The sequence below is a fragment of the Providencia sp. AGC89 genome (assembly GCF_053543535.1).
On the sequence record NZ_JBIXLP010000065.1, the window covers coordinates 1 to 20,653 of the forward strand.

Here is a 20,653-nt window from a genome sequence, read left to right on the forward strand (position 1 = left end):
CAAAAAAAAGTCATGCAAAAGTTGACAGAAGAAGCCTTAGACACCGCGATTATGCAGCCCTCGCCACAAAATGCCCTGCGATACATGGCGTATCAGCGCTTTTGGTTGGAGCAGTCCGGTAAATTTGAGCGGTCAGTAAAAAAAGGGTTATTGCTTGACCCTACCCTTGATTACAACTTGGAGCACAGTCACTACAACAGTACGGTGCCATTGCAACTATCCCAACTGCAAGACAAGGAAAAAGCGGCTATTCAGTCGTTATCGTCACAATACGGTGTGTTTTTCTTTTATCGCGGACAAGACCCACTGGATAACCAGTTAGCCACTGTTGTTCGGGAATTTGCGCAGTCACACAATATTGCGCTTATACCCGTATCCGTGGATGGGGTTCGCAGTGAAGCACTGCCTGAGACGCGACCCGATACGGGGCAGGTCGCCAAAATGGGTATCACCCATTTTCCTGCCCTGTTCTTAGTTGACCCGAAAAGTGAACATTACCAACCGCTTGCGTATGGGTTTATGACGCAAGATGCGTTAGCACGCCGCTTTTTAGATGTAGCTACAGATTTTAAGCCTAATTATTAAGGATAAAGACATGACAAAACCCACGATAAAAGAACGATTAATTGAAAATACGTTGATTTACCTTGGCATGACGTTGATTTTTGCCTCACTGATTTTTTATGGACTGATCCATTACTTAATCGATATTCGTCACGACGTTTTAAGTGAGTCTACAAAGCAAACCCTTCAAATGATACAAGAAACCGGCATGGTGTTTATTTTTGCGCTCGGGGCGGCGACGTGTTTAGCAGGAATGTTCTATGCCGTCATTAAAGCTTGGCAGCGCATTAAAGCTCCGACCGTTTTTCCGGAGGATGAGGAGAAAACATCGTGAGAATAATGATGTTAGCGATAATGTTGTTCTTCAGCGATCTAGTTCAAGCGAGTGTGATGGACGATATTGCAGAACTTGAAGCCCATAAAACCGCCCCTTCAGAACGTGAAACGGTGATTGAAGAAGAAACACCGCCTTCAAAAATCAATACAGTTACGGTTAAACCGTACCGATTACCCAACGGAAAGGTCGTCAATTTAAACGATTATACCCTGGTGTTGTTTATGCAAGCCAAGTGCCCGTATTGCCAGCAGTTTGACCCGCAATTAGCCTTACTGTCAGCGCAAACGGGATTTAAGGTTTTTGCGTACACGCTCGATGGTCAAGGCGATATGGCGTTTCCCAATGCGATACCCGCCCCCGCTGAAGTGGTGCAAACTTTTTTTGGGGCAGGCATGCAAGTTGTGACGCCTTCGGTGTTTTTAGTTGAGGTGAACACATTGCGAACATACCCACTGCTACAAGGGCTAACGGACATGCAGGATGTAATGAATCGGATAAACAGTAACTTAATGCTAGCAGCACAATAAAGAGATCATTCAAATGAAAACAGAAACCGACACATCGCGTGATTGGCAAAATCAACAATTTTCCTATCGCGACACACCTAAAAAGGGGCCTAAAGGATATGTTGTGGTTATTTTAATTGTTTTGTTGATCCTCGCTTTTGGCAGCAAACTTTGGGTTGATAAAGAATTACCCAAATACGAATCTCGCTTATCAAATGATTTAATTAAGCCCGAAATGAGCATCAAGGCTAATGAAGGAAAAGAATTAGCCATACTTTGGATGGCTAAACATTATCCCGATATGCAAACACTGGGTAAATTAGAAAGCTTGATTGAGCAAGGTAATACTGAAGCCATGATGATAAAGGCACAATACTATTACTATTTGGATAAGCCATTATCCATATCGTTGGTTAACCAAGCGGCTCAGCAAGGTCATCCAGATGCCATTCGCTATTTATCTGATAAGAAAACTGATGATATTACATTTACCGAATTTTTTAAGTATATGTTCAAAGGTGAGTTAAATGAGTGATAAAAGAAATCCACATATTGAGCGTTATACAAGACGCTTCACTGCCAAAGTGATGCATATTTGTCTTCATATCGCTTTTTTCTTTGGGTTAGCTACCCTATTTTCGTTTTACTTTCTTAATGACTTATTGCTAACTCAAGCGGTAAAACCTGAATATGCTTCTTGGTTAACTGTTGAACTGCAATCGCAGCTGAAATTTGCAATTTTATGTCTCTGCAAGTTGTTTTTTGTATTCGGACTTTCAAGTTTGAGTGTGACTTCTTGGCTAATGGCAAGCTATTATATTTCTCAGATGACGAAAAAAGTTAAAAATAAATTCACTAAAATCCCTAATTAATTCAATTTAGTACCCCCAAGTTAATTTAACCCTCAAATAACCCAACATTAATTATCTCATTTCTGACTCATTGCCAATGAGCCAGCCATGTAGTGCAACTTAAATTTAAGGATGTTAGTTATGAAAAATTGTTCAGAAAAGATGCGTTTTGAAGCAAATACGGTAAGAAGTGGCGTGCCTTTTAGTGAGGCGGTTCATCAACGTATTGTTGGTGATTCGCCGATTAAGAATACATTGCGGCCGCATTTTTATTCGTTTGCCACATTGTTGATATCGGCCTACGTGTCTTGGGTGCTCCTAAATACCTTTTTTACGCCGTGGATACTGAAAATTGTCAGTCAAATGAGTGGAACGGAGTCACTAATGGGGACATTAATGTCTCAGTTTGCGTATCTCATTCCATTAACTCTTCTGAGTTTGGCAGCAGGGCGATTATTACTGATGGTTTGTATTTATGGTGGGATTTTTCTCAATGCAACTGAGGTTTGGTTGAGAATACGTAAAACCAGGAAAGGTTAGTCATAAATCTCATTTTTAGCACGAGGCTAGTTGGGATACGTATTTAACACCTGGCCTATCTTTAACTTTTGAAAATACAGGTCGTATGATGAGTGATAATCAAGTCGATACCGAAAATTATGATGAAATACATTGTGAGCAAAATGCAAAACTTCAAAAAAGAATCCGTGAATTAAGAAGATACCAAGTCCTTGAAGTGAAACGCCAAGACCAGAGCACTTCTGAGTTTATTGGTTATGTTATCGCAGGTTTGGTTCTTTGGTTTGTGATGCATAAGGCGTTTGAGATGGCGTGTTGGCCAGAGAGTAAACTCGATGCTGACCCTAACTACTTAGGAACAAAAGGACTGTGGAATGTGGTGATGTATGTTGTGCCCTTTTGTTTTTGGGGTATTGCGATAAAACACCTTGTGATAGGGGTGTTTTCTTGGACCGAATATTACTTTGCACAGTTTAAAATCACTCGGTTGAAAAAGAAGTTGATAAAATGAAAAAGCGCGATTATCACGTGATAGATCCACTGATTGAGCCGTTAGTGAAAGCTTTCAACCAATGTGGTTTTAGCACTTATGCTTCCTGCCAAGGGCATGGTTGGCCAATAGATGATATAAAACCCTATATATCGTTTAAATCGGAGGTAAACCACGCGGCTAGGCTCGCCAAATTATTACGAGGTGACTCGGAGTCTAGTCACCCACGATTGAACTGGGGATGGGGTATTACTGGACATTTCAATCAAGATTTTGAACTTTGTTTCCGCTTTGCGCCCGAAGGGGCACATAGACATCGTTCTAAGTATTTACGGTCAACCTTCATCCATGATTTTAAGGTCATTTCCATGTGGATAAAATCCAATTGGAAACAAATTCAATGGGATCAAACCAACCTAAATACCACAGAAGACCAATTACACTAAAGAATGCAATTAAAATAAGGCGAATAGTGTTATATATGCTCTTGTTTAACCGTTCTTTTCCGAAAGGGTCTGTTGAATCACACCCACCACAACTTTTAGCGGTAGGGCTTAACGGCCTTCCACAATCGATACAATTTTTCATAACTGTTAACTCCTATTAATAGTGAAAGTGCTTTTGATTAATGAACTTATGTGAAATTAGTCAGAGATACCACATTAGCTATACCTATTCAATCTCACGTTTAAATTTAATGCCGACACGCAGTAGCTTGCGGATGATGGCACTCAATAAGGTTTACCCACAATGAATGATTTAATTAACCCTATTCCTTGCTGGAATAAGGCGATAAACCCTGCATTATTTTCGTGTTGGCCTATTTATCTTCAATCCGGAGGCCCTCATGCGTAAAGGACTCATTACCGTTATCTGTTCGGCATTACTCAACCAAACCGTGGCGGTTGCTAATGTGAACAGTGATATGAATAACTTCTTCAATAAGTTGGGCTTCGAAGGCAATGCCACCGATGCCCGCGCTTGGGAAGGTCAAGCCGCAGGTTATGCCACAGGCGGTAATTTATTCCTGCGTAGCCAAGTGAAGCAGTTGCAAATTGCCTCATTTACACCGCCATCCATCAATGCGGGGTGTGGGGGGATTGATGCGTACCTTGGGTCTTTTTCTTATATGAACAGTGAGCAGCTGCAGCAATTTATCAAACAGATGATGACCAATGGTGCGGGGTATTTATTCGATTTGGCGTTGCAAACCACCGTACCTGAATTGAAATCAGCAAAAGATTTTGTGCAAAAAATGGCGGCAGATATCAATAGCATGAATATTTCTTCATGTCAGGCCGCGCAAGGCATTATTGGCGGGCTGTGGCCCACCAATACCGTGGCCTCACAAAAAATCTGTCAGGACATTGGAGGTGCGACCAATTTGTTTGAAGATTGGGCGGCTTCACGTCAAGGGTGTACGGTCGGCGGGCAGATGAACAATGCCTTTAATAAAGCCCCTGAGAACATGAAAGACCAAATCATGCAGAATAAAAACTTGATGTGGGAAACCTTAGCCAAAAGTCAGTTTTTATCCGGCGATAACGAGTTAAAAGAGTTGGTCATGAACCTGACAGGCACACTCATTTTTGATGCCAAAGGGAATGTCAAAAGCACCATTCCCAAAGTGAACCGGCAAGAACTCATCAAAACCTTGATGGAAGGCGGCACCATGACTATTGAAGGGTGCGTCTCTACGGTGGATTGCCTGGAACTAAAAAGCAAAAAAATCACCATCAGTAGTCAAAATGGCCTTATCTCGATGACCAAAACCATGATTGAAGGCATACAAGGGAAGTTACGTAGTGATGAGGGGTTAAGTGCCAAAGAAAAAGGCTTTATTCAAAGTACCTCTATCCCGATTTTGAAGTACTTGGTTGACCCGATGCAGCTGAATATCCAAGCCAATTTATTACCGGCTCTGGCCGATTATATTGCGTATGACATTTTACTTCAGTACCTGCAGGAATTGATTGACCAAGCAAAAGGGGCAATGGGCAGCCGAAATTACATGGAAGAAGCGGTGAAACCGCTACGGGAAAATATCGCTGAAGCCTCACGCCAATTGGAATCCCTGCAGCAAATGGTCAATACCAAAGCCAATGTCTTGATTGAGCTGGAGCGACAAATGAGTTACTTGCGTCAACAAACCTCCAGTCAGCTGCAAGAACGTTTTATGCAAAACACCCGCTTTAATATCGTCACCCCTGAAACCCAAAAATAAAGGAGCCGCAATATGGCCGTGATAGATACCGTCTATGTGCTCGGCGGCGGTGAATACATGATGCAAGTATTCAACGGCGTCGCTGCATTGATAGGCTCTGATACGTGGGACTCCATGTTCCGCATTGTATTATCGATTTCTGCGGTATCGGTACTGATATCATTTATGAAAGCCCATGACCCGAAAGAGCTAATTAAATTTACAGCTATCATTGTGTTGGTCTCCAGTGTGTTGTTAGTACCCAAACGGACGGTGCTAATTATTGACCGCACCAACCCCACAGGCGTCTATTTAGTCGATAATGTTCCATTAGGGTTAGCGGCACCGGCTAAATTTATTACTTCGATTGGTACGGGATTGACTGAGTTGTATGACATGATATTCCATACCCCTGACTCATTAACCTACAGTAAAACCGGCATGTTGTTTGGGGCAAATCTGGTCGGAAATCTCAGTGATGCGATGATGGTTGATGGTGATTTGGCGGAATTGATGGGGCTTTACACCAAAAACTGCGTCATCGGGGATATTTTAATTAACCATAAATATTCATTCCAAGAGCTGATGAGTAGCCGTGACCCTTATACGCTAATATTCCAAAAACCAAGCCCGTTACGCGGCATTATTGTGCCCTACGGTAACACCGCTGCCGTTGGTGCTAATGGTGTTGCACAAAGTGGTTTCTGGACGTGTGCAGATATAGCAAAACATGTCTTAATGCCAAAACTCAATATCGATACACAAACGGGCGGAAAAACCTGGAATTACATGGTGAAACAAATCTTTGGTGGCCGTCCTGATGCTAATGTGTTGTACAGTAATATGATGGGCGATAGCTATAACTTTTATTACCAAGGGTCAGAAACCGCCAGTCAGTTGATGCGAAATTCCGTGGTGATGAACGCGCTGAAAAATGGCATCAGTGCTTACAGTGCACAAAGCGGTGATACCGCCAGTTTAGTGAACTTAGCCTCCACGTCGTCATACAATAAAATGCGATTAAGTTGGGCGACGTCATCCCAAGTGGCGGTTTCCTTTGTACCGATATTGAATACCATTTTGTTGTCGTTAGTGATTGCACTCTTTCCCATTTTTATCTTACTGGCGGTCATTCATTCACTTTCGGTGAAAATGTTATTCAACTACATCATGTCCATCATTTACCTGCAATCCTGGCCGCCGATGTTTGCCATTTTAAATTATGCGACCAGTTTTTACTTGCGAGGAAAAACGGGCGGATTGGATTTTAATCTGGCCAATCAAGCCAGTATCCAACAAATGCACAGCGATATCGGGTTAATTGCCGGTTGGCTATCTATATCGATACCGTTTATTGCCGTTGCGATAGTGAAAGGGTTAGGTCCTGCAATCGCACAAGCGGGGAATTATTTAGGCACCGCCATCAACAGTTCTGCGACAGCCACTTCTTCACAAGCGGCGGATGGAAACTGGTCATTTAATAATATGCAATCAGGCAACGTAGCAGGCAATAAATGGGATACCAATGCCAGCTTCCGTGATGGTCAGATGACGCGGCAACTCGCCAGTGGGGCAAGCAGTACCGTAACCAGTAGTGGCCAAGAAGTCATGGATATCAGTGGGGCGATGTCGAGATTGGCCGTATCAATTAAAGGCAGTAACGCGGCAGTCAGTTCGTTACAACAAAGCGCCAAACATGCTGAAGTGCAAGCGATGAACGCTCAGAAAATGAACCAACATGCGGTGAATAGCAGTTGGAATATGTTATCGCAATTTCATACGCAAAATGGCAATAGTTCAACCCTATCGAAACAGAGTGATAGCGGTGAAGGTATTAATCGTCAAGCCGCCATGGATAAAATCTGGAGTATTGCTGAGTCGTATGGGAAAGCCAATGGGTTGACGACACAAGCGTCATTCAATGAATTAATGGACAAAACGTCTAGGGGAACGATAACAGCAGGCACTAAGGGTGAGGCTGGTTTGCCATTAAGTGGTTTAACAGGATTAAAAGGAGGGCTTTATGGGGATGCCAATATTTCTGGCTCAACGGGGTCTTCACACGGTACGCAAGAATCCAGCAATGAGAGTAAAGACATGCGTCATGACCAAAATGCGCAGTTGCAACAGCAATTTAGAGAGGCAAGAGATTATTTTGACCGCAACAGTATGACAACCGGGGCGAGTCAAAATGATAATGAAGCGAATTCTCATATTCAACAATTCGCTGCCTCGCTCAATGTTGCAGATACGTATCATGAGCAGTATGCCTTGAATAAAACGAAGAGCCAAGAATACAGTGATATGGCGAGTTGGGCGCAAAACAACAGCGCACAAATTGACCGAGTCTTTGACCAGCAATTTGCCAGTTTTGTTCGCCAATATGCGCCTGACCGCGCGGATGAATTGCTGGGGAACACCAGTGACCCGATGGTTGCTAAAGAGCTGGATGGCTTAGCGAAACAGTTTGTCGATACCAATCTAATTCCAAAATTGAAATCAGATTATGCGAGCAACCACGGCAAAATTGAATCCATGGACAATACCGAATCGAGTTATCGCGGGATGTCAGAAGGGGATATTCGCTACCAGCATGATGCCAATAATGAGGTTATTCAAGGTTTATCGGATGATGCGGAGGTTAAACACAATGTGAAGTCCCGTGTCGAGGCGAAACAAAACCAAGTCCAACAAGATATTCAATCCACGAAAGAATATATCGATAAAGGTAAACGGCCAATTCAACAAAAACAGGTTGAACTCGAACAAGAATATAAAGACATGAAACAAAAACATGAAGAAGGACTTGCGAAAGAAAAGGAAAATCAAAATTTAATACCCGATCTAGATAATTTTAAGGAGCGTGTCGAATTAAAACCGACTTGGCCTCCAACGGTTGAAATAAAGGATAATAAAAAATAGAAAATGAATGGTTTTATTTTAAATTGAAGCGAATAAGGAGTGATTAGTTTAATTAAATTCTACGGGAATTAATTTATGTGACCATCTTAACGAAGGCGTAATTAAATAATATATGTAACAACGTGATTACGATATAACGATAAATGTCAATAATGTAAAAATATAGGATAAATATTTTATGAAAAGAAAAAGTCTTATTGTGTCTTTATTTTTAGGTGCATTTTTATTAACCGGCTGTGGTGCCATGAGTACGGCAATTAAAAAACGTAATTTAGAAGTCAATACTCAAATGAGTGAAACTATTTGGCTTGAACCGTCAAATCAAAGAACGGTTTACTTACAAATTAAAAACACGTCTGATAAGGATATGAGTGGCCTACAATCTCAAATAGCAAATGAAGTCAAAGCGAAGGGATACACCATAACGACATCACCCGATGAGGCTTATTATTGGATACAAGTTAATGTCCTTAAAGCGGATAAAATGGATTTAAGAGAAGCTCAAAGCTTTTTAAATCAAGGGTATCAAGGTGCGGCATTGGGGGCGGCTATCGGCGGTGGGATTGCGGCATTTAATACGAATTCCACGGGAACGGCACTGGGTGTAGGGTTAGCCTCCGGCTTAATTGGCATGGCAGCGGATAGTATGGTTGAAGATGTTAATTATTCAATGATCACCGATATTCAAATATCTGAAAAAACTAAAGCGAATGTTACGACAACAAATGTTGCCGCGCTTAAACAAGGAACATCAGGCTCAAAAATACAAACTAGCCAACAAGAAGGCGATAGGCATAAATATCAAACACGAATTGTCTCTAATGCAAATAAAGTTAATTTAAAATTTGAAGAAGTAAAGCCGGTATTAGAGCAACAATTAGCGAAATCTATTTCAAATATTTTATAATTTATTATCATTCTGTAGCGATTAGTCTTCATGACTAACGCACTTCGTTTGTTAACAGTCTATTCCCCTAAATAATAAATTTTTCAGGGGAATAGACCGTCTCGTCTCAAGAGGTTTCCAATGGCTGATGAAATTGATATCTCTCAAGCTGAGAGCGATTTTTTGCTGTCTCTAAGATTGAGTCAACGTGCTCAATATCAGGGGCAGAGTGCAAAAGTGTGTGTTGAGTGCGGTGATAATATCCCGCTTGCTCGTCGGATCGCGTTACCTGGCGTTCAGCACTGTGTAAGTTGTGCCGAGCACCAAGAGTTGTGCCGTTCCAGATAACTAAATTTGTGAATTATTTTATTCTTTAATATGCCTATAAAATACGAGGTTATGATGAAAAAATTAATGGTTAATAAAGCCGTGCTTTTGAGCGCACTTTTACTATTATCCAACACCGTATTAAGTCATGAAATGAAAAGTCCATACTCTGAACAAATTATTACCCAATGCGCACGATATGTTATTGGTCATCAAAAACCGAATCAGTCGGATAAGATTTATATTAGTGACTACTTGACCTATTTTGGTGAGCACGGTTTGAATTCGGCTAAGGTTAGCGATTATCTTACCCAACATCCGAAAATGTTGTCATCTGAGAATATTGGGCAATTTATTACATTACTTGGATTAGAGCGTGATTTAGGAGTGACATTGTGCGCGACTCAAACTCAGGAATATCTGTATATTTTAAAGGAAAAATTAAGTCTCAATAAAATTGAGTGAAATTCATTTTTAATTAAACTCACTTCTTTTTATAACATTAAATTATTAACCTGATATTTTTTCGTTATATTAAACTGGTTGCGTTAAATAAATGGAAAAATCCCATTTTGTTTAATTGAAAACCTATTTCCCCATCGAGAATTTCAAATAAGAAATAGTGAAGAGTTATTCATTATCTTCTATGGTTTTATTTATATTTCAGAGTGATTATATCATGAGTTCAACCAAGCATATTACGCAGGGTGGACAAGTCTTTAGCTATATGCTCGGCATGTTCATGCAAGTGAATAAGCGAATATCTTTTTGGCTTATTCTGCTTTTCTTAATCATCTTCCCGGTCATTTTTTATTTTAAAGTACCGCTACAAGAAATTAAAAATGGCGGATTATATTGGTGGTTATATTTAACCGCAGGCGGTGAAAAAGCTTTATATCGCGTGGCACCAATTTATGACGTGGATTTTGATGGTCAACTTTATCGGTTTACGTCTGATGCGATATTAAAAGATGACTACATGATCTATGCCGGTAATATCGTGCTACAAGAATTGGGACTATCCCTATTATGGGCGTGTATTGTCATCATTGTGCTGTTTTTTGTCATCTATCGAGTGTTTCATGGATTAGGTAAGCGTCAAGCGAATGATGATGTGATAGGCGGTCGTACACTCACAGAAGACATTAAGTCCGTTCGCAACTTGCTGCATGCACGGCGCGAAGCGTCACCGATTACTTTTGACGGATTACCCCTGAAGCTTAACAGTGAAGTGCAAAACATGCTAATGCATGGTACGCCTGGCTCAGGAAAATCAAATACCCTCAATAAATTACTGATCCAGCTCCGTAAACGGGGAGACATGGTCATTGTTTATGATAAAGGGTGTTCGTTAATCAAACAGCATTACAATGAGAATATTGATAAGTTACTGAACCCACTAGATAAACGGTGTGAAAACTGGGATTTATGGAGTGAATGTGTCACCACACCTGATTTTGACAGTGCGTCCAATACCCTTATCCCTCAAAGTACCTCAGAAGACCCTTTTTGGACGGGGTCAGCACGGACTATTTTCACAACGGTGGCATCAAAACTGGGTGCTGATCCAAAGCGCAGTTATAACAAATTATTACGGACGTTGCTCGCCATTGATCTCAAAACGTTACGCGCTTATGTGGCGGGTACTGAAGCCAGTAATTTGATGGAAGAGAAGGTGGAAAAAACCGCGATTTCAATCCGTGGCGTTCTGACTAACTACGTTAAAGCGTTACGCTATCTACAAGGCATTGAGCGTAATGGTAAGGCACCATTTGCGATCCGTGAATGGATGAAAACCGTCAATGAACCGAAAAAACGTCACGGTTGGTTATGGATCACTAGTAATGAGCGTGAACATGAATCCTTAAAACCGTTAATTTCCATGTGGTTATCGCAAGCCGCTAATACGTTACTGGAAATGGGTGATAACCGCGAGCGCCGTGTATGGTTCATCTACGACGAATTGATTTCCTTGCACCAGTTACCGAATTTACCCCTTATTTTGTCACAAGGCCGTAAATTTGGCGGGTGTTTTATTCTTGGTTTTCAAAATAAGGCGCAACTGAATGTGACTTATGGGAATGAAAATGCCGATGCGATGATGGATTTGCTTAATACGCGTTTTTTCTTTCGTTCTCCCGATGAAAGTATCGCCAATTGGGTACGAGGTCAGCTCGGGCAAATCCGTAAAAAAGTGGCCAGTGAGCAATATAGCTTTGGTCCTGAAACGGTACGAGACGGTGTCTCATTCAGTAAGCAGCAAGAGGATGTGGATTTAGTCAACTACTCCGATGTGCAAAAATTGCCGGATTTAACGTGTTATATCACCTTGCCTGGGGAATACCCGGTCATTAAACACGCCATGAAATATGAAAAGCTGAAAGTTGTCGCGGAAGAATTTATCCCCCGACAAGTCAATGACAGCTTAGATCAAGAGATTGAAGCTGAAATTGACGAGCGGTTAAGCATAGGGGCGCTTCCTGACGTGGTTAATCAGGCTATTGATAGCTTAATTAGCGGGAAACCGATTGAAACACCCATTGATACAGCACAAAACAATACCGCTCCGGAAGTGGCTCAGACTCAACCACAGCCTATCGTTGAGCTTGAATCGAAGTCAGTCACACAAAACTCCACGCCGATAACAACGGAAACCGCAGCATCCGATAATCCACCTGAAACCCAAGGCGGTCAAGAGGTCATCATTGATAACGTCAAAGTGAACACCGAAACAGGGGAGATTCTCGGACGCGTTATTGATGAGGAACAAAACCCACAAGACCTGTATGACAGTTACACGCGTATGCGGCAGGACGAAAAGGAAATTTTTAACCGACCCAAACCTTCCCAAGAAAAGCCAAAACACATAAATAATGATCATGATGAACCGGAGATGTGGTGATGCTGACTGTTGCACCGATTGCCAATAATGCGGCAAATTATTATACCCATGAAGACAATTATTATTTCCTCGGTAACCTTGAAGCTCGCTGGATGGGGGAAGGCGCTAAATCGCTCGGGTTAGAGGGGGAAGTCACCAAAGACCAATTAGGTGAAATCCTGGAAGGGCGTTTACCCAATGGTCAAAGTCTTGAGCGGATGGAAAACGGTAAAAATGTGCACCGTGAAGGGCAAGATTTAACCTTTTCAGCCCCGAAAAGTGTGTCCGTGCTCGGTATTGTGCTGGGTGATAAGCGGATGATTGACGCACATAATCATGCGGTCGAGGTCGCCCTGAAAGAGGTCGAGAGCCTGGCCTCAACGCGTTTAATGGTTGAGGGGAAAACCTCATTAGAAATGACCAAAAATCTGGTTGTCGCGGCATTTAACCATGATACGTCACGGGAGCATGACCCACAACTGCACACGCACGCCCTGGTGATGAACATGACCGAGCATAATGGCGAGTGGCGTACGTTATCCAGTGATACACAACAAAAAAGCGGCTTCAGCGAGGCCGTTTATGCCTTACAAGTGTCATTAGGGCAAATCTACCGCCATACGTTACGTCAGCAGGTCGAAAGCTTCGGCATGCAAACCCATGAAACGGGAAAAAATGGGTTATGGGAAATCGTAGGGGTGCCGGTTGCACCTTTTTCGCAGCGACATTACCAAATCATGGATGCCGTCGGGCATGAAGCCTCACTGAAATCCCGTGATGTGGCGGCGCTTGATACCCGTCAGGCCAAAACAACCCCTGAAAAAAGTGAGTTATTAACCGACTGGTTTGACCGTTTGGAGAAAAATAGTTTCGGGGCCGATGCGCGTAAAGCGTTTTACGCTGAAGCTGAGCAGCGCCTTGCTAAAGGGGATATGGGGGATACCTCTCGGGAGATACAGCCCGATATCACCCGCGCTGTCACCGATGCGATAGCGTTACTCAGTGATAAGCAGCTCAGTATGACTTACAGCCAAGTATTGGCTAAAACGCTTGGGGGATTGGACGCTCGTGCGGGCATGATAGCACAGGTACGTGAAGCGATTGATGCCGCGATTGAACAGCGTCAACTTATCCCACTGGATGAGAAAAAAGGGTTGTTTACCTCCTCCATTCATTTGATGGACGAGCTGAAGCTGCAACAAATTGCCACTGACATGAAGCAACATAACCGCACGGTCAGTTTTCAGGCGCGGACAGAGGCCATCAGTCTCGTGATGGAAAAAGTCGCGGACACCTTACCCAATATTGCGATTGTGGTCAGTCAGGGACTGGGTAAAGCGCAGCGGGATGGGGTATTAGACGGTGTTACGATGGCCCAGTCACAAGGACGAGAAGTGGCGGTGATGACCCTTGATGCGACCAGCGGTAAAGCCTTTGCCAATGATAAGCGTTTTGCATATGTGCCGAAAATGACTTTGGGTGATGGTCAACCACTTAAACCCAACAGTACCTTAGTGGTTGCCAATGCCGAAAAACTGTCATTAAAATCGGCCTTATTTCTACTGGAAAGTGCTCAATCTGCCAATGTGCAGGTGCTCATGATGGACAGTGGCGGACGTAAAGGCACGGGAAACGTGTTGGCAACGTTACAAGATGCGGGAGTGCCGCGTTTTCAAGGCGAGGCTTCATCTGTCTTGACGGTGAAAACCGCGCATATACCCGATAAAAATCATCGTTATGCGGCACTCGCGGCGGAGTATGCACAGCTGCACAGCGACATGAAACCCGTGGTTGCGCAGGTCAGTGGCGTTCGGGAGCAAAAAATCGTGACCGATACCATTCGCCAAACGCTCACCGAGCGCGGGATGCTCAGTGAAAAAACGGTGACAGTGACCCAGCTCAAACCCGTGTGGCTCGATAGCCATTCGCGCAAGCAAATCGACAGTTACCGTGAAGGCATGGTGATGGAGCGGTGGAATGCGGACAAGAAAGAGGTTGAGCGTTTTACCATTGACCGTGTCACACCTGAAACCCGTTCTGTCACTTTACTTGATAGTCAAGGGCAAAAACAGGTGATGAAGCCGCAGCAATTTGATGGCCAGTGGAGTGCCTATCAACGTCAAACGATGGACATCGCTCAAGGTGAGCAGTTAACGATATTGGCAAAACAAAACAAGCTCTCTGCACGTGACAGGGTCACGGTATCGGGATTTATGCCAAACGCCATTATGGTCAATTTCAACGGAAAAACGCACCGTATTGATGTACGGGACGGTATCAAAGCCGATTATGGTTATGTTACCGCGCCAGGGCAACAGGCTAACGATACGGGCACAGTGTTATTGGCCGCGTCTGCGCGGGATACGCAGCCGACCTTACTGAATACCGCTGCACGCAGTGGTGAACATATTACCGTGTATACGCCACTGGATAAGATGGAAACTGAGCATCGTTTATCGCGTTCGCCAGTCTATCAGCAAGCACGACAGTTAGCGGGGGTTGAAGGATTAGACAGCAAAGCCATTGAACAAGCGGCCGATAAAGCCACGGAAGCGTTATTGTCTAAGCCCGAAAAAGCCCTGCAACAAGGCATGACATTAGCGCAAGAGAGTCAAGTTTTTTTCTCGCGCATCGATGCGATTGCCAAAGCGTTACCATTACACAACTCGCTCGACAGTCAATCGCTGGGGAAAGCCTTTGACCGTTTAGTCGCCCAAAAAACCATCATCCCCGTGACCAGTGGTAAAGGGGCGGCCCAACAACACTACGTGACGGCCAGTACCTGGGAGATGGAAAAGCAAATCCTCACGACGATTTTAGCGGGCAAAGATACACAAGCCCCGCTGATGGCGTCTGTGCCCGAGGCGCAGCTGAACGGATTAACTTCAGGGCAAAAAGCAGCGACTGAGCTGATTTTAGGCAGTCGTGACCAATTTGTTGGCATACAAGGCTATGCTGGGGTGGGGAAAACCACGCAATTTACTGCCGTTCTCAAGGCGCTGGACACGCTCCCTGCCACGCAGCGACCGGAAGTGATAGGTCTTGCGCCCACGCACCGTGCTGTCGGGGAAATGGCGGCAGTGGGGGTTAAAGCGCAAACCTTGCAAGCCTTTTTAATGGATGCCAATCAACGCCAACAGCAAGGCGAAACACTGGATTTTAAAAATACCCTGTTTTTAGTCGATGAAAGTTCCATGATAGGCAACCGAAATTTAAGAGAAGTATTGCAAATCATTGCACAGGGTGGGGGGCGAGGCGTGCTCAGTGGGGATACGGCTCAGTTATTGTCGGTGGACAGTGGGACACCCTTTGCGCTTGCTCAAGACCGTTCTGCCCTCGATACCGCCATTATGAAAGAAATTGTGCGACAAAATCCCGAGCTTCGACCTGCCATTGAAGCCATCATCGCGGGTCAGGTTCAAATGGCCATGGACACGATGAACAGCGTAACGCCGGATGTGGTGCCCCGTCGAGCAGGGGCAGAATTGCCAGAGCAGTCGGTAATCGATGCGGGCGATAGGGTTATCGCGCGTATTCTTGATGACTATCGTGGACGAACGCCTGAAGCCCAAAAAGAGACGCTGATTGTGGTCCAAACTAACGTCGATAAAGATGTCATTAACAGCGGTATCCATGACATTTTAATCGAGCAAGGGCAATTACAAGGGGGGAAATTTGTGCCGATATTAGTGCGCGAAAACACCCGTACTGAAGCCTTGTTATCAACGGCAGGGATGGCGGAACATGCCGGTAAAATCGCATTGATCCAAGAGCAGTACTATCGAATAGAGGTGACTCAAGAGGGCGTCAGTGATGGGGTTGTGACCCTAGTTGATGAACAAGGCAAAGGGCATTTACTCTCAGCCTTTGAAAGTAGCTTGCGAGATATCGGTATTTACCGCCAAGAAGCCCGCCATATTGCTGCTGGTGAAAAAATCAACTTTACTCGCACGGATAAAGAGCGCGGACGTGTGATGAACAGTGACTGGACGGTCAGCGAAGTCAATGAACACGGGCAAATCACCTTGACGAATGGTGAGGAGTCACGCGTGCTTGACCCGAATGGCGAATTGACAGACCAACATCTGGATTACGGTTATGCGGGCACGGCACACAAAGCCCAAGGGGCAAGCAGTCCGTATGTGATTGTCCTTGGGGGTGTCGAGTCAGGACGACGCATGCTGGCCACCTTACGTGATGCGTATGTCGCTTTATCCCGGACTAAAGCCCATGTCCAAACCTACAGTGATGATCTGGATAAATGGACAAGTAAGATTACAAACCCGGGCAACCGAAAGACGGCTCATGATGTGTTGTTAGCTGAACAAGACTATGCCGCCAAAGTGGGTAATCAATTGTTTGACCATGCGAAACCCCTTAATGATACGGCGATTGGTCGCGCGTTAAGTCGGCAAATGGGGCTCGGTGAATCCCATGAAGGGAAGTTTGTTTATCCGTCCACTAAGCATCCCGAACCACATGTCGCGTGGCCCGCCTACGATGTACACGGTAAAGCCCAAGGTACGGTGTTACAAGCCATTGAACTTGAAGAGGATAAATTGCAGGGGCTTCGTGCTGAAGGGCGTTTACTCGGGAGCGAGCAGGCACAATTTATTGTTGTGAAACCCAGTCAAAACGGGCAAACCGTGATTGTGAACAGTCTAGCGTCCGCCTTTGAGACGATGGCACAGCAACCCGAACAGGGTGTGGTGGTGCAACTCAATCCCGATGAACGTTTACACACGGCCATGATTGAAAAAATCACGCAAGGGGAAGTTGATAAGGCCTATGCGAACCCAAATACCACGCAAACCGATAAAGCGGACAGTGACCCGAAAAACCTGCAAACCCCCGAGGAGCAGGCGATTGATAAAGCCTTAAAAGAGGCTGAAGCTGCCCTACGTCAGCAAGCGAACAGCGAGCCTAAAGTGCCAGAACTGAGTGAGGACGAACTGCGACAAGTGATGACACAAGAGCGTGACAGTTTGCTGAAAGGGGAACATGACTTAATGGAGGCGAAAGAGCGAGTCATTGAAAAAGCCGTTCAGTTTGAGCGTGAACATCAGCAGCAACAACGGGAAGCCTTGCGTCAGCAAGAACGTGAAATGGTGATGGAAAAATCCCGTGACCGTGAGTTTGGTGATTAAGGATGCCGATTATCTATGGAAAAGCCAGTTACATCAGCCAAAACCCAATGGGCGTTTGTCGATTTAGAAAATGTCCCGCATTTAGATCCGATAGCGTTTGAGCAGTACCAACAGATTTTTGTTTTTGTCGGCCCCAAGCAAGTTAGCCTCAAATTACCCGTACAAACAACCACGCGCTATATCCTCAACATCATTAAAGTGAGTCAAGTCAGTCAGAATAATGTGGACTTTCACCTTGCCTGGTACTTAGGGCAGGCACATGAGCAAGCGGATAAAACGTGTCAATTTACTGTATTTACCAACGATAAAGGGCTGATGCCATTAGTGAATACGATAAAACAACGCGGGCGATCTTGTACGCTGCAAGGGGTCATTCAAACCAAGCAAAAACTCACACTTTCGCTTGATGAGACTAAAAAAGTACTCAAAACACCTTTTTTTCAACGTAATAACGGTTTTCCGAAGCAACTTACAGGGTTGCGTCGTTGTTTAATCAATATCGTAGGCGCTGCCCGAGCACACACAGTCGAGGCGCATATTGCGAACTTGGTGACACTGAAGGTGATTTCTTATAATGGTGAAGCACTGGCTTGGTATCTTGCTGGGCTTGCTAAACACCGTAAATAACCGCAGTTAACCGCTTTGATTGTTGGCGATTTCCGCCAGTTTCTTTTAGTTTTCTCTCGCGTCGAACCTCAAGTTTTATCACAAATTTTGTGAATAAATCGCGTCTTTATCGTGAAGACGTTGCTTGAATGCGCATAGAGTGCTAAATTAGCCGACAATTGATGTGAATTTTGTGGTCGCCACGCCGAAAGGTGGCAAGTGATGGGATGTAACACACAAACATGTGCTGTGAACCCAAATAGAAAACCCCTGACATCTTCTTCATTCTTGGCGGGACGAGGAAAGATTATCAGGGGTCATCAGAGCAATTCCGCTAGGGGTAATGTTGATCTCCTAGCGGGGAGTATAGAATTATGCGCAAAAAAATTCAACTCCTTCCGTACAACATAAGTGCGGAGAAGCATGAATAATGCGATATCAAATCCTGCAATCCCTTGTTCCGTCGGTAAAATTCATCGGCATTATGCGCCTAAATTTTTAGGCCAATTACCGAAATTAGTGCCTGTGCGTCGCTTTGCAGCCGCGTTAAAGCGTCACGATTGGAACCGAAACCCCCATATTTACCAACTACGCTACAGCCGAAAGCAGCGAATATCCGTGCGTTCAGAGCGCCGGGAAACCTTTGATGCGTTAGCGATGGCCATGATTGCCTATGCGGATTACAACCCCGAAAGTGACGCGCTCTTTGAAGTGATGTGCTCCGTGGAGAAGTTGGCGGAGTTGTGTGGCCAGCTGTATCGCTATGACAGTGGTCGTAAAAGTTACGACCCGATACTGCATGCCTTGCGCGATTGGGAACAAGCTAATCTGATTGTCATTGACCGTGATTTTGACATCGAGGCGAAGCAATACAAAGCGATGCGTATTTGGATTCGGCCTGAATTTTTCCATGGGCTCGGGTTTTCCGCGTTAGAGCTGCGTGAAGTGGTGTCCAGCTTTAGCCGTTGGATGGAAAAAAAGGGATTAAAAGAGAGCTACCAAAAACGCTACGCCCAACATGTCTTGCGACTTGCGCGCGCGAATGTGGCGTCACTGGACACTAAGCACAAACTTCGCAACCTACTCAACAAGCTCAAAACCCTCGTGGTTGGGAAAGATGAAGCGCTCAAACAAGAGAAGAAGCATTTAGCTAAAGCTCTGAAGGAAAAGAAAGCGTTAGCCAAAAGTTTGGAAGGACAAGAAAGCGCCGAGCATGCAGCATGGCGTCGTTTTGAATCGTGGAAGGTGACGCAGCCTATTGCGGCCGTCATGGCCTTTGAGCGTAAAATGAAGACCCTGTACCCGAGTGTTCAAGGGCAGGCTATTTACCTGCATTACTTGGAACATTTGCCCGACGCCTAATTCACCCCCCCCTAAATTTACCGCCTTGACTGGCGGTGGTTTCGTTCGACCTAAATCTAAATAGCCTGTTTTTTGAACAGTAAAAACGTTATCTCAATCTCTCCATTCATCTCGATGATGATTATGGAAACATTTTAGCTGAATATTTACCCCATTAACTTCGAATGTGTTTATTCTCTGCAATTAACTTCGAATAATATTCGTGTTTTATGGTTAAATTCGTTGTTAGGTTCTGAACTAAACGTCCTTTTTAATAAAAGGAGTTGCGGCTCTGCTTTTTCAAGCCGCACACTCTAAAGAGATAAACCCAATAAAGCCTTCGCTTACAAGCCATAAATGGCTGTCGCTCAGATTACGGTGTTAATATTGTGCCATTGCCCCCGTAAAGCTGGCCTTCGGCCACCTTAACGCGCAGCTACAGCCGTTCATCGAGGCTACGCCTCTTGCCCGTCTCACTGCGTTTTTCAAAGGGGCAAATAGCCTAAATAATGGTGTTAATATCATTTGGCTCTACCAGGGCAGGGGGGAGATTGGGGTATTAAACAGCACGTAACCGCTCACGCGGGTCTCGACGGCCCTAACCACTATTCGTTCTTTGTGACTATTTTTTGCCGTCTACAGCCCTACGGGCGGGTGATTTCAGTTAAATTTCGTGATAATCTGCGATTAATGCATTGATGATAAACGTGATTTCGGTGTGAGGATGTATGGAACGCAAAAAATTAACCTTAAAGCGGGCGACAACGGAAAACGTTGCGGAAAGTACCGAACCGGTTATTCAACGTCGCCGTAAACAAGTGGTCGTTAATACACAGCGTAAATCCCATAAACCCGCCAAAAAAGCGCCAACTCACCCCCCTAAAAAAGTGACACCTCCTCCCGCGAAAAAACAGAAAGCGGTTGTCGTTCCGTTAGAAAAGAAAGTTATTCCGCCAACGCCACCAAAACAACATCTGCCGTTAGAGGAGGCGATTGCCAATATTTCAGCCTATTGGCCACAACTCTTTCCCGATGGACAACTTCGACCGATGGCCGTGGGGACAAGAGAGGCC

Annotated in this window: 17 protein-coding genes and 1 pseudogene; all 18 read left to right on the forward strand. The window is 44.5% G+C overall.

From position 1 onward, the window contains the following. Positions 1-585 (forward strand): type-F conjugative transfer system pilin assembly protein TraF (traF, locus tag ACIPUA_RS12635; RefSeq protein ID WP_449059734.1); only part of this gene is annotated, 585 nt, incomplete at its 5' end. Between the two features lie 10 nt (positions 586-595). Continuing rightward, complete coding sequence (locus tag ACIPUA_RS12640) at positions 596-898, forward strand: hypothetical protein (protein ID WP_335674321.1); 303 nt, start codon at positions 596-598, stop codon at positions 896-898. Positions 899-903: 5 nt separating this feature from the next. Next, positions 904-1,428, forward strand: coding sequence for a type-F conjugative transfer system pilin assembly thiol-disulfide isomerase TrbB (gene trbB / locus ACIPUA_RS12645; protein ID WP_449059747.1), 525 nt, complete (start codon positions 904-906; stop codon positions 1,426-1,428). 13 nt (positions 1,429-1,441) lie between these two features. Continuing rightward, on the forward strand, positions 1,442-1,942 hold the full coding sequence (locus ACIPUA_RS12650) for a hypothetical protein (RefSeq protein WP_449059735.1): 501 nt from the start codon (positions 1,442-1,444) through the stop codon (positions 1,940-1,942). Continuing rightward, on the forward strand, positions 1,935-2,279 hold the full coding sequence (locus ACIPUA_RS12655) for a hypothetical protein (RefSeq protein ID WP_264404043.1): 345 nt from the start codon (positions 1,935-1,937) through the stop codon (positions 2,277-2,279). The genes ACIPUA_RS12650 and ACIPUA_RS12655 overlap by 8 nt, the downstream gene beginning before the upstream one ends. A 120-nt stretch (positions 2,280-2,399) precedes the next feature. Then, complete coding sequence (locus tag ACIPUA_RS12660; RefSeq protein ID WP_449059736.1) at positions 2,400-2,798, forward strand: hypothetical protein; 399 nt, start codon at positions 2,400-2,402, stop codon at positions 2,796-2,798. A gap of 88 nt (positions 2,799-2,886) precedes the next feature. Next, positions 2,887-3,288 carry a hypothetical protein gene (locus ACIPUA_RS12665; RefSeq protein WP_449059737.1) on the forward strand — a complete coding sequence of 134 codons (402 nt, stop codon included), beginning with the start codon at positions 2,887-2,889 and terminating at the stop codon, positions 3,286-3,288. Next, positions 3,285-3,713 carry a hypothetical protein gene (locus ACIPUA_RS12670; RefSeq protein ID WP_198634051.1) on the forward strand — a complete coding sequence of 143 codons (429 nt, stop codon included), beginning with the start codon at positions 3,285-3,287 and terminating at the stop codon, positions 3,711-3,713. Before ACIPUA_RS12665 ends, ACIPUA_RS12670 begins: the two co-directional genes overlap by 4 nt. Before the next feature lie 401 nt (positions 3,714-4,114). Then, entirely contained in the window at positions 4,115-5,491 is a 1,377-nt protein-coding gene (traH, locus tag ACIPUA_RS12675) for a conjugal transfer pilus assembly protein TraH (protein WP_449059738.1), read from the forward strand. Positions 5,492-5,503: 12 nt separating this feature from the next. Further along, positions 5,504-8,392, forward strand: a complete 2,889-nt coding sequence (traG, locus tag ACIPUA_RS12680; protein WP_449059739.1) for a conjugal transfer mating-pair stabilization protein TraG — start codon at positions 5,504-5,506, stop codon at positions 8,390-8,392. Positions 8,393-8,570: 178 nt separating this feature from the next. Then, positions 8,571-9,299 (forward strand): complement resistance protein TraT, encoded by a 729-nt coding sequence (gene traT / locus ACIPUA_RS12685; RefSeq protein WP_449059740.1) that lies wholly within the window; start codon positions 8,571-8,573, stop codon positions 9,297-9,299. A 120-nt stretch (positions 9,300-9,419) separates the two neighbouring features. After that, positions 9,420-9,626 (forward strand): TraR/DksA C4-type zinc finger protein, encoded by a 207-nt coding sequence (locus ACIPUA_RS12690; RefSeq protein WP_449059741.1) that lies wholly within the window; start codon positions 9,420-9,422, stop codon positions 9,624-9,626. Between the two features lie 54 nt (positions 9,627-9,680). After that, a complete protein-coding gene (locus ACIPUA_RS12695; protein ID WP_449059742.1) occupies positions 9,681-10,070 on the forward strand; it encodes a hypothetical protein in 390 nt (129 codons plus the stop codon). 214 nt (positions 10,071-10,284) lie between these two features. Next, complete coding sequence (gene traD / locus ACIPUA_RS12700) at positions 10,285-12,507, forward strand: type IV conjugative transfer system coupling protein TraD (RefSeq protein WP_449059743.1); 2,223 nt, start codon at positions 10,285-10,287, stop codon at positions 12,505-12,507. Then, positions 12,507-17,633 (forward strand): conjugative transfer relaxase/helicase TraI, encoded by a 5,127-nt coding sequence (gene traI / locus ACIPUA_RS12705; protein ID WP_449059744.1) that lies wholly within the window; start codon positions 12,507-12,509, stop codon positions 17,631-17,633. The genes traD and traI overlap by 1 nt, the downstream gene beginning before the upstream one ends. A 15-nt stretch (positions 17,634-17,648) precedes the next feature. Continuing rightward, positions 17,649-18,260, forward strand: coding sequence for a PIN domain-containing protein (locus ACIPUA_RS12710; protein WP_449059745.1), 612 nt, complete (start codon positions 17,649-17,651; stop codon positions 18,258-18,260). 402 nt (positions 18,261-18,662) lie between these two features. Next, positions 18,663-19,601 carry a RepA family replication protein gene (locus ACIPUA_RS12715; RefSeq protein ID WP_449059746.1) on the forward strand — a complete coding sequence of 313 codons (939 nt, stop codon included), beginning with the start codon at positions 18,663-18,665 and terminating at the stop codon, positions 19,599-19,601. Positions 19,602-20,308: 707 nt separating this feature from the next. Beyond that, positions 20,309-20,653: pseudogene (locus ACIPUA_RS12720) on the forward strand (ProQ/FINO family protein); the annotation flags it as partial.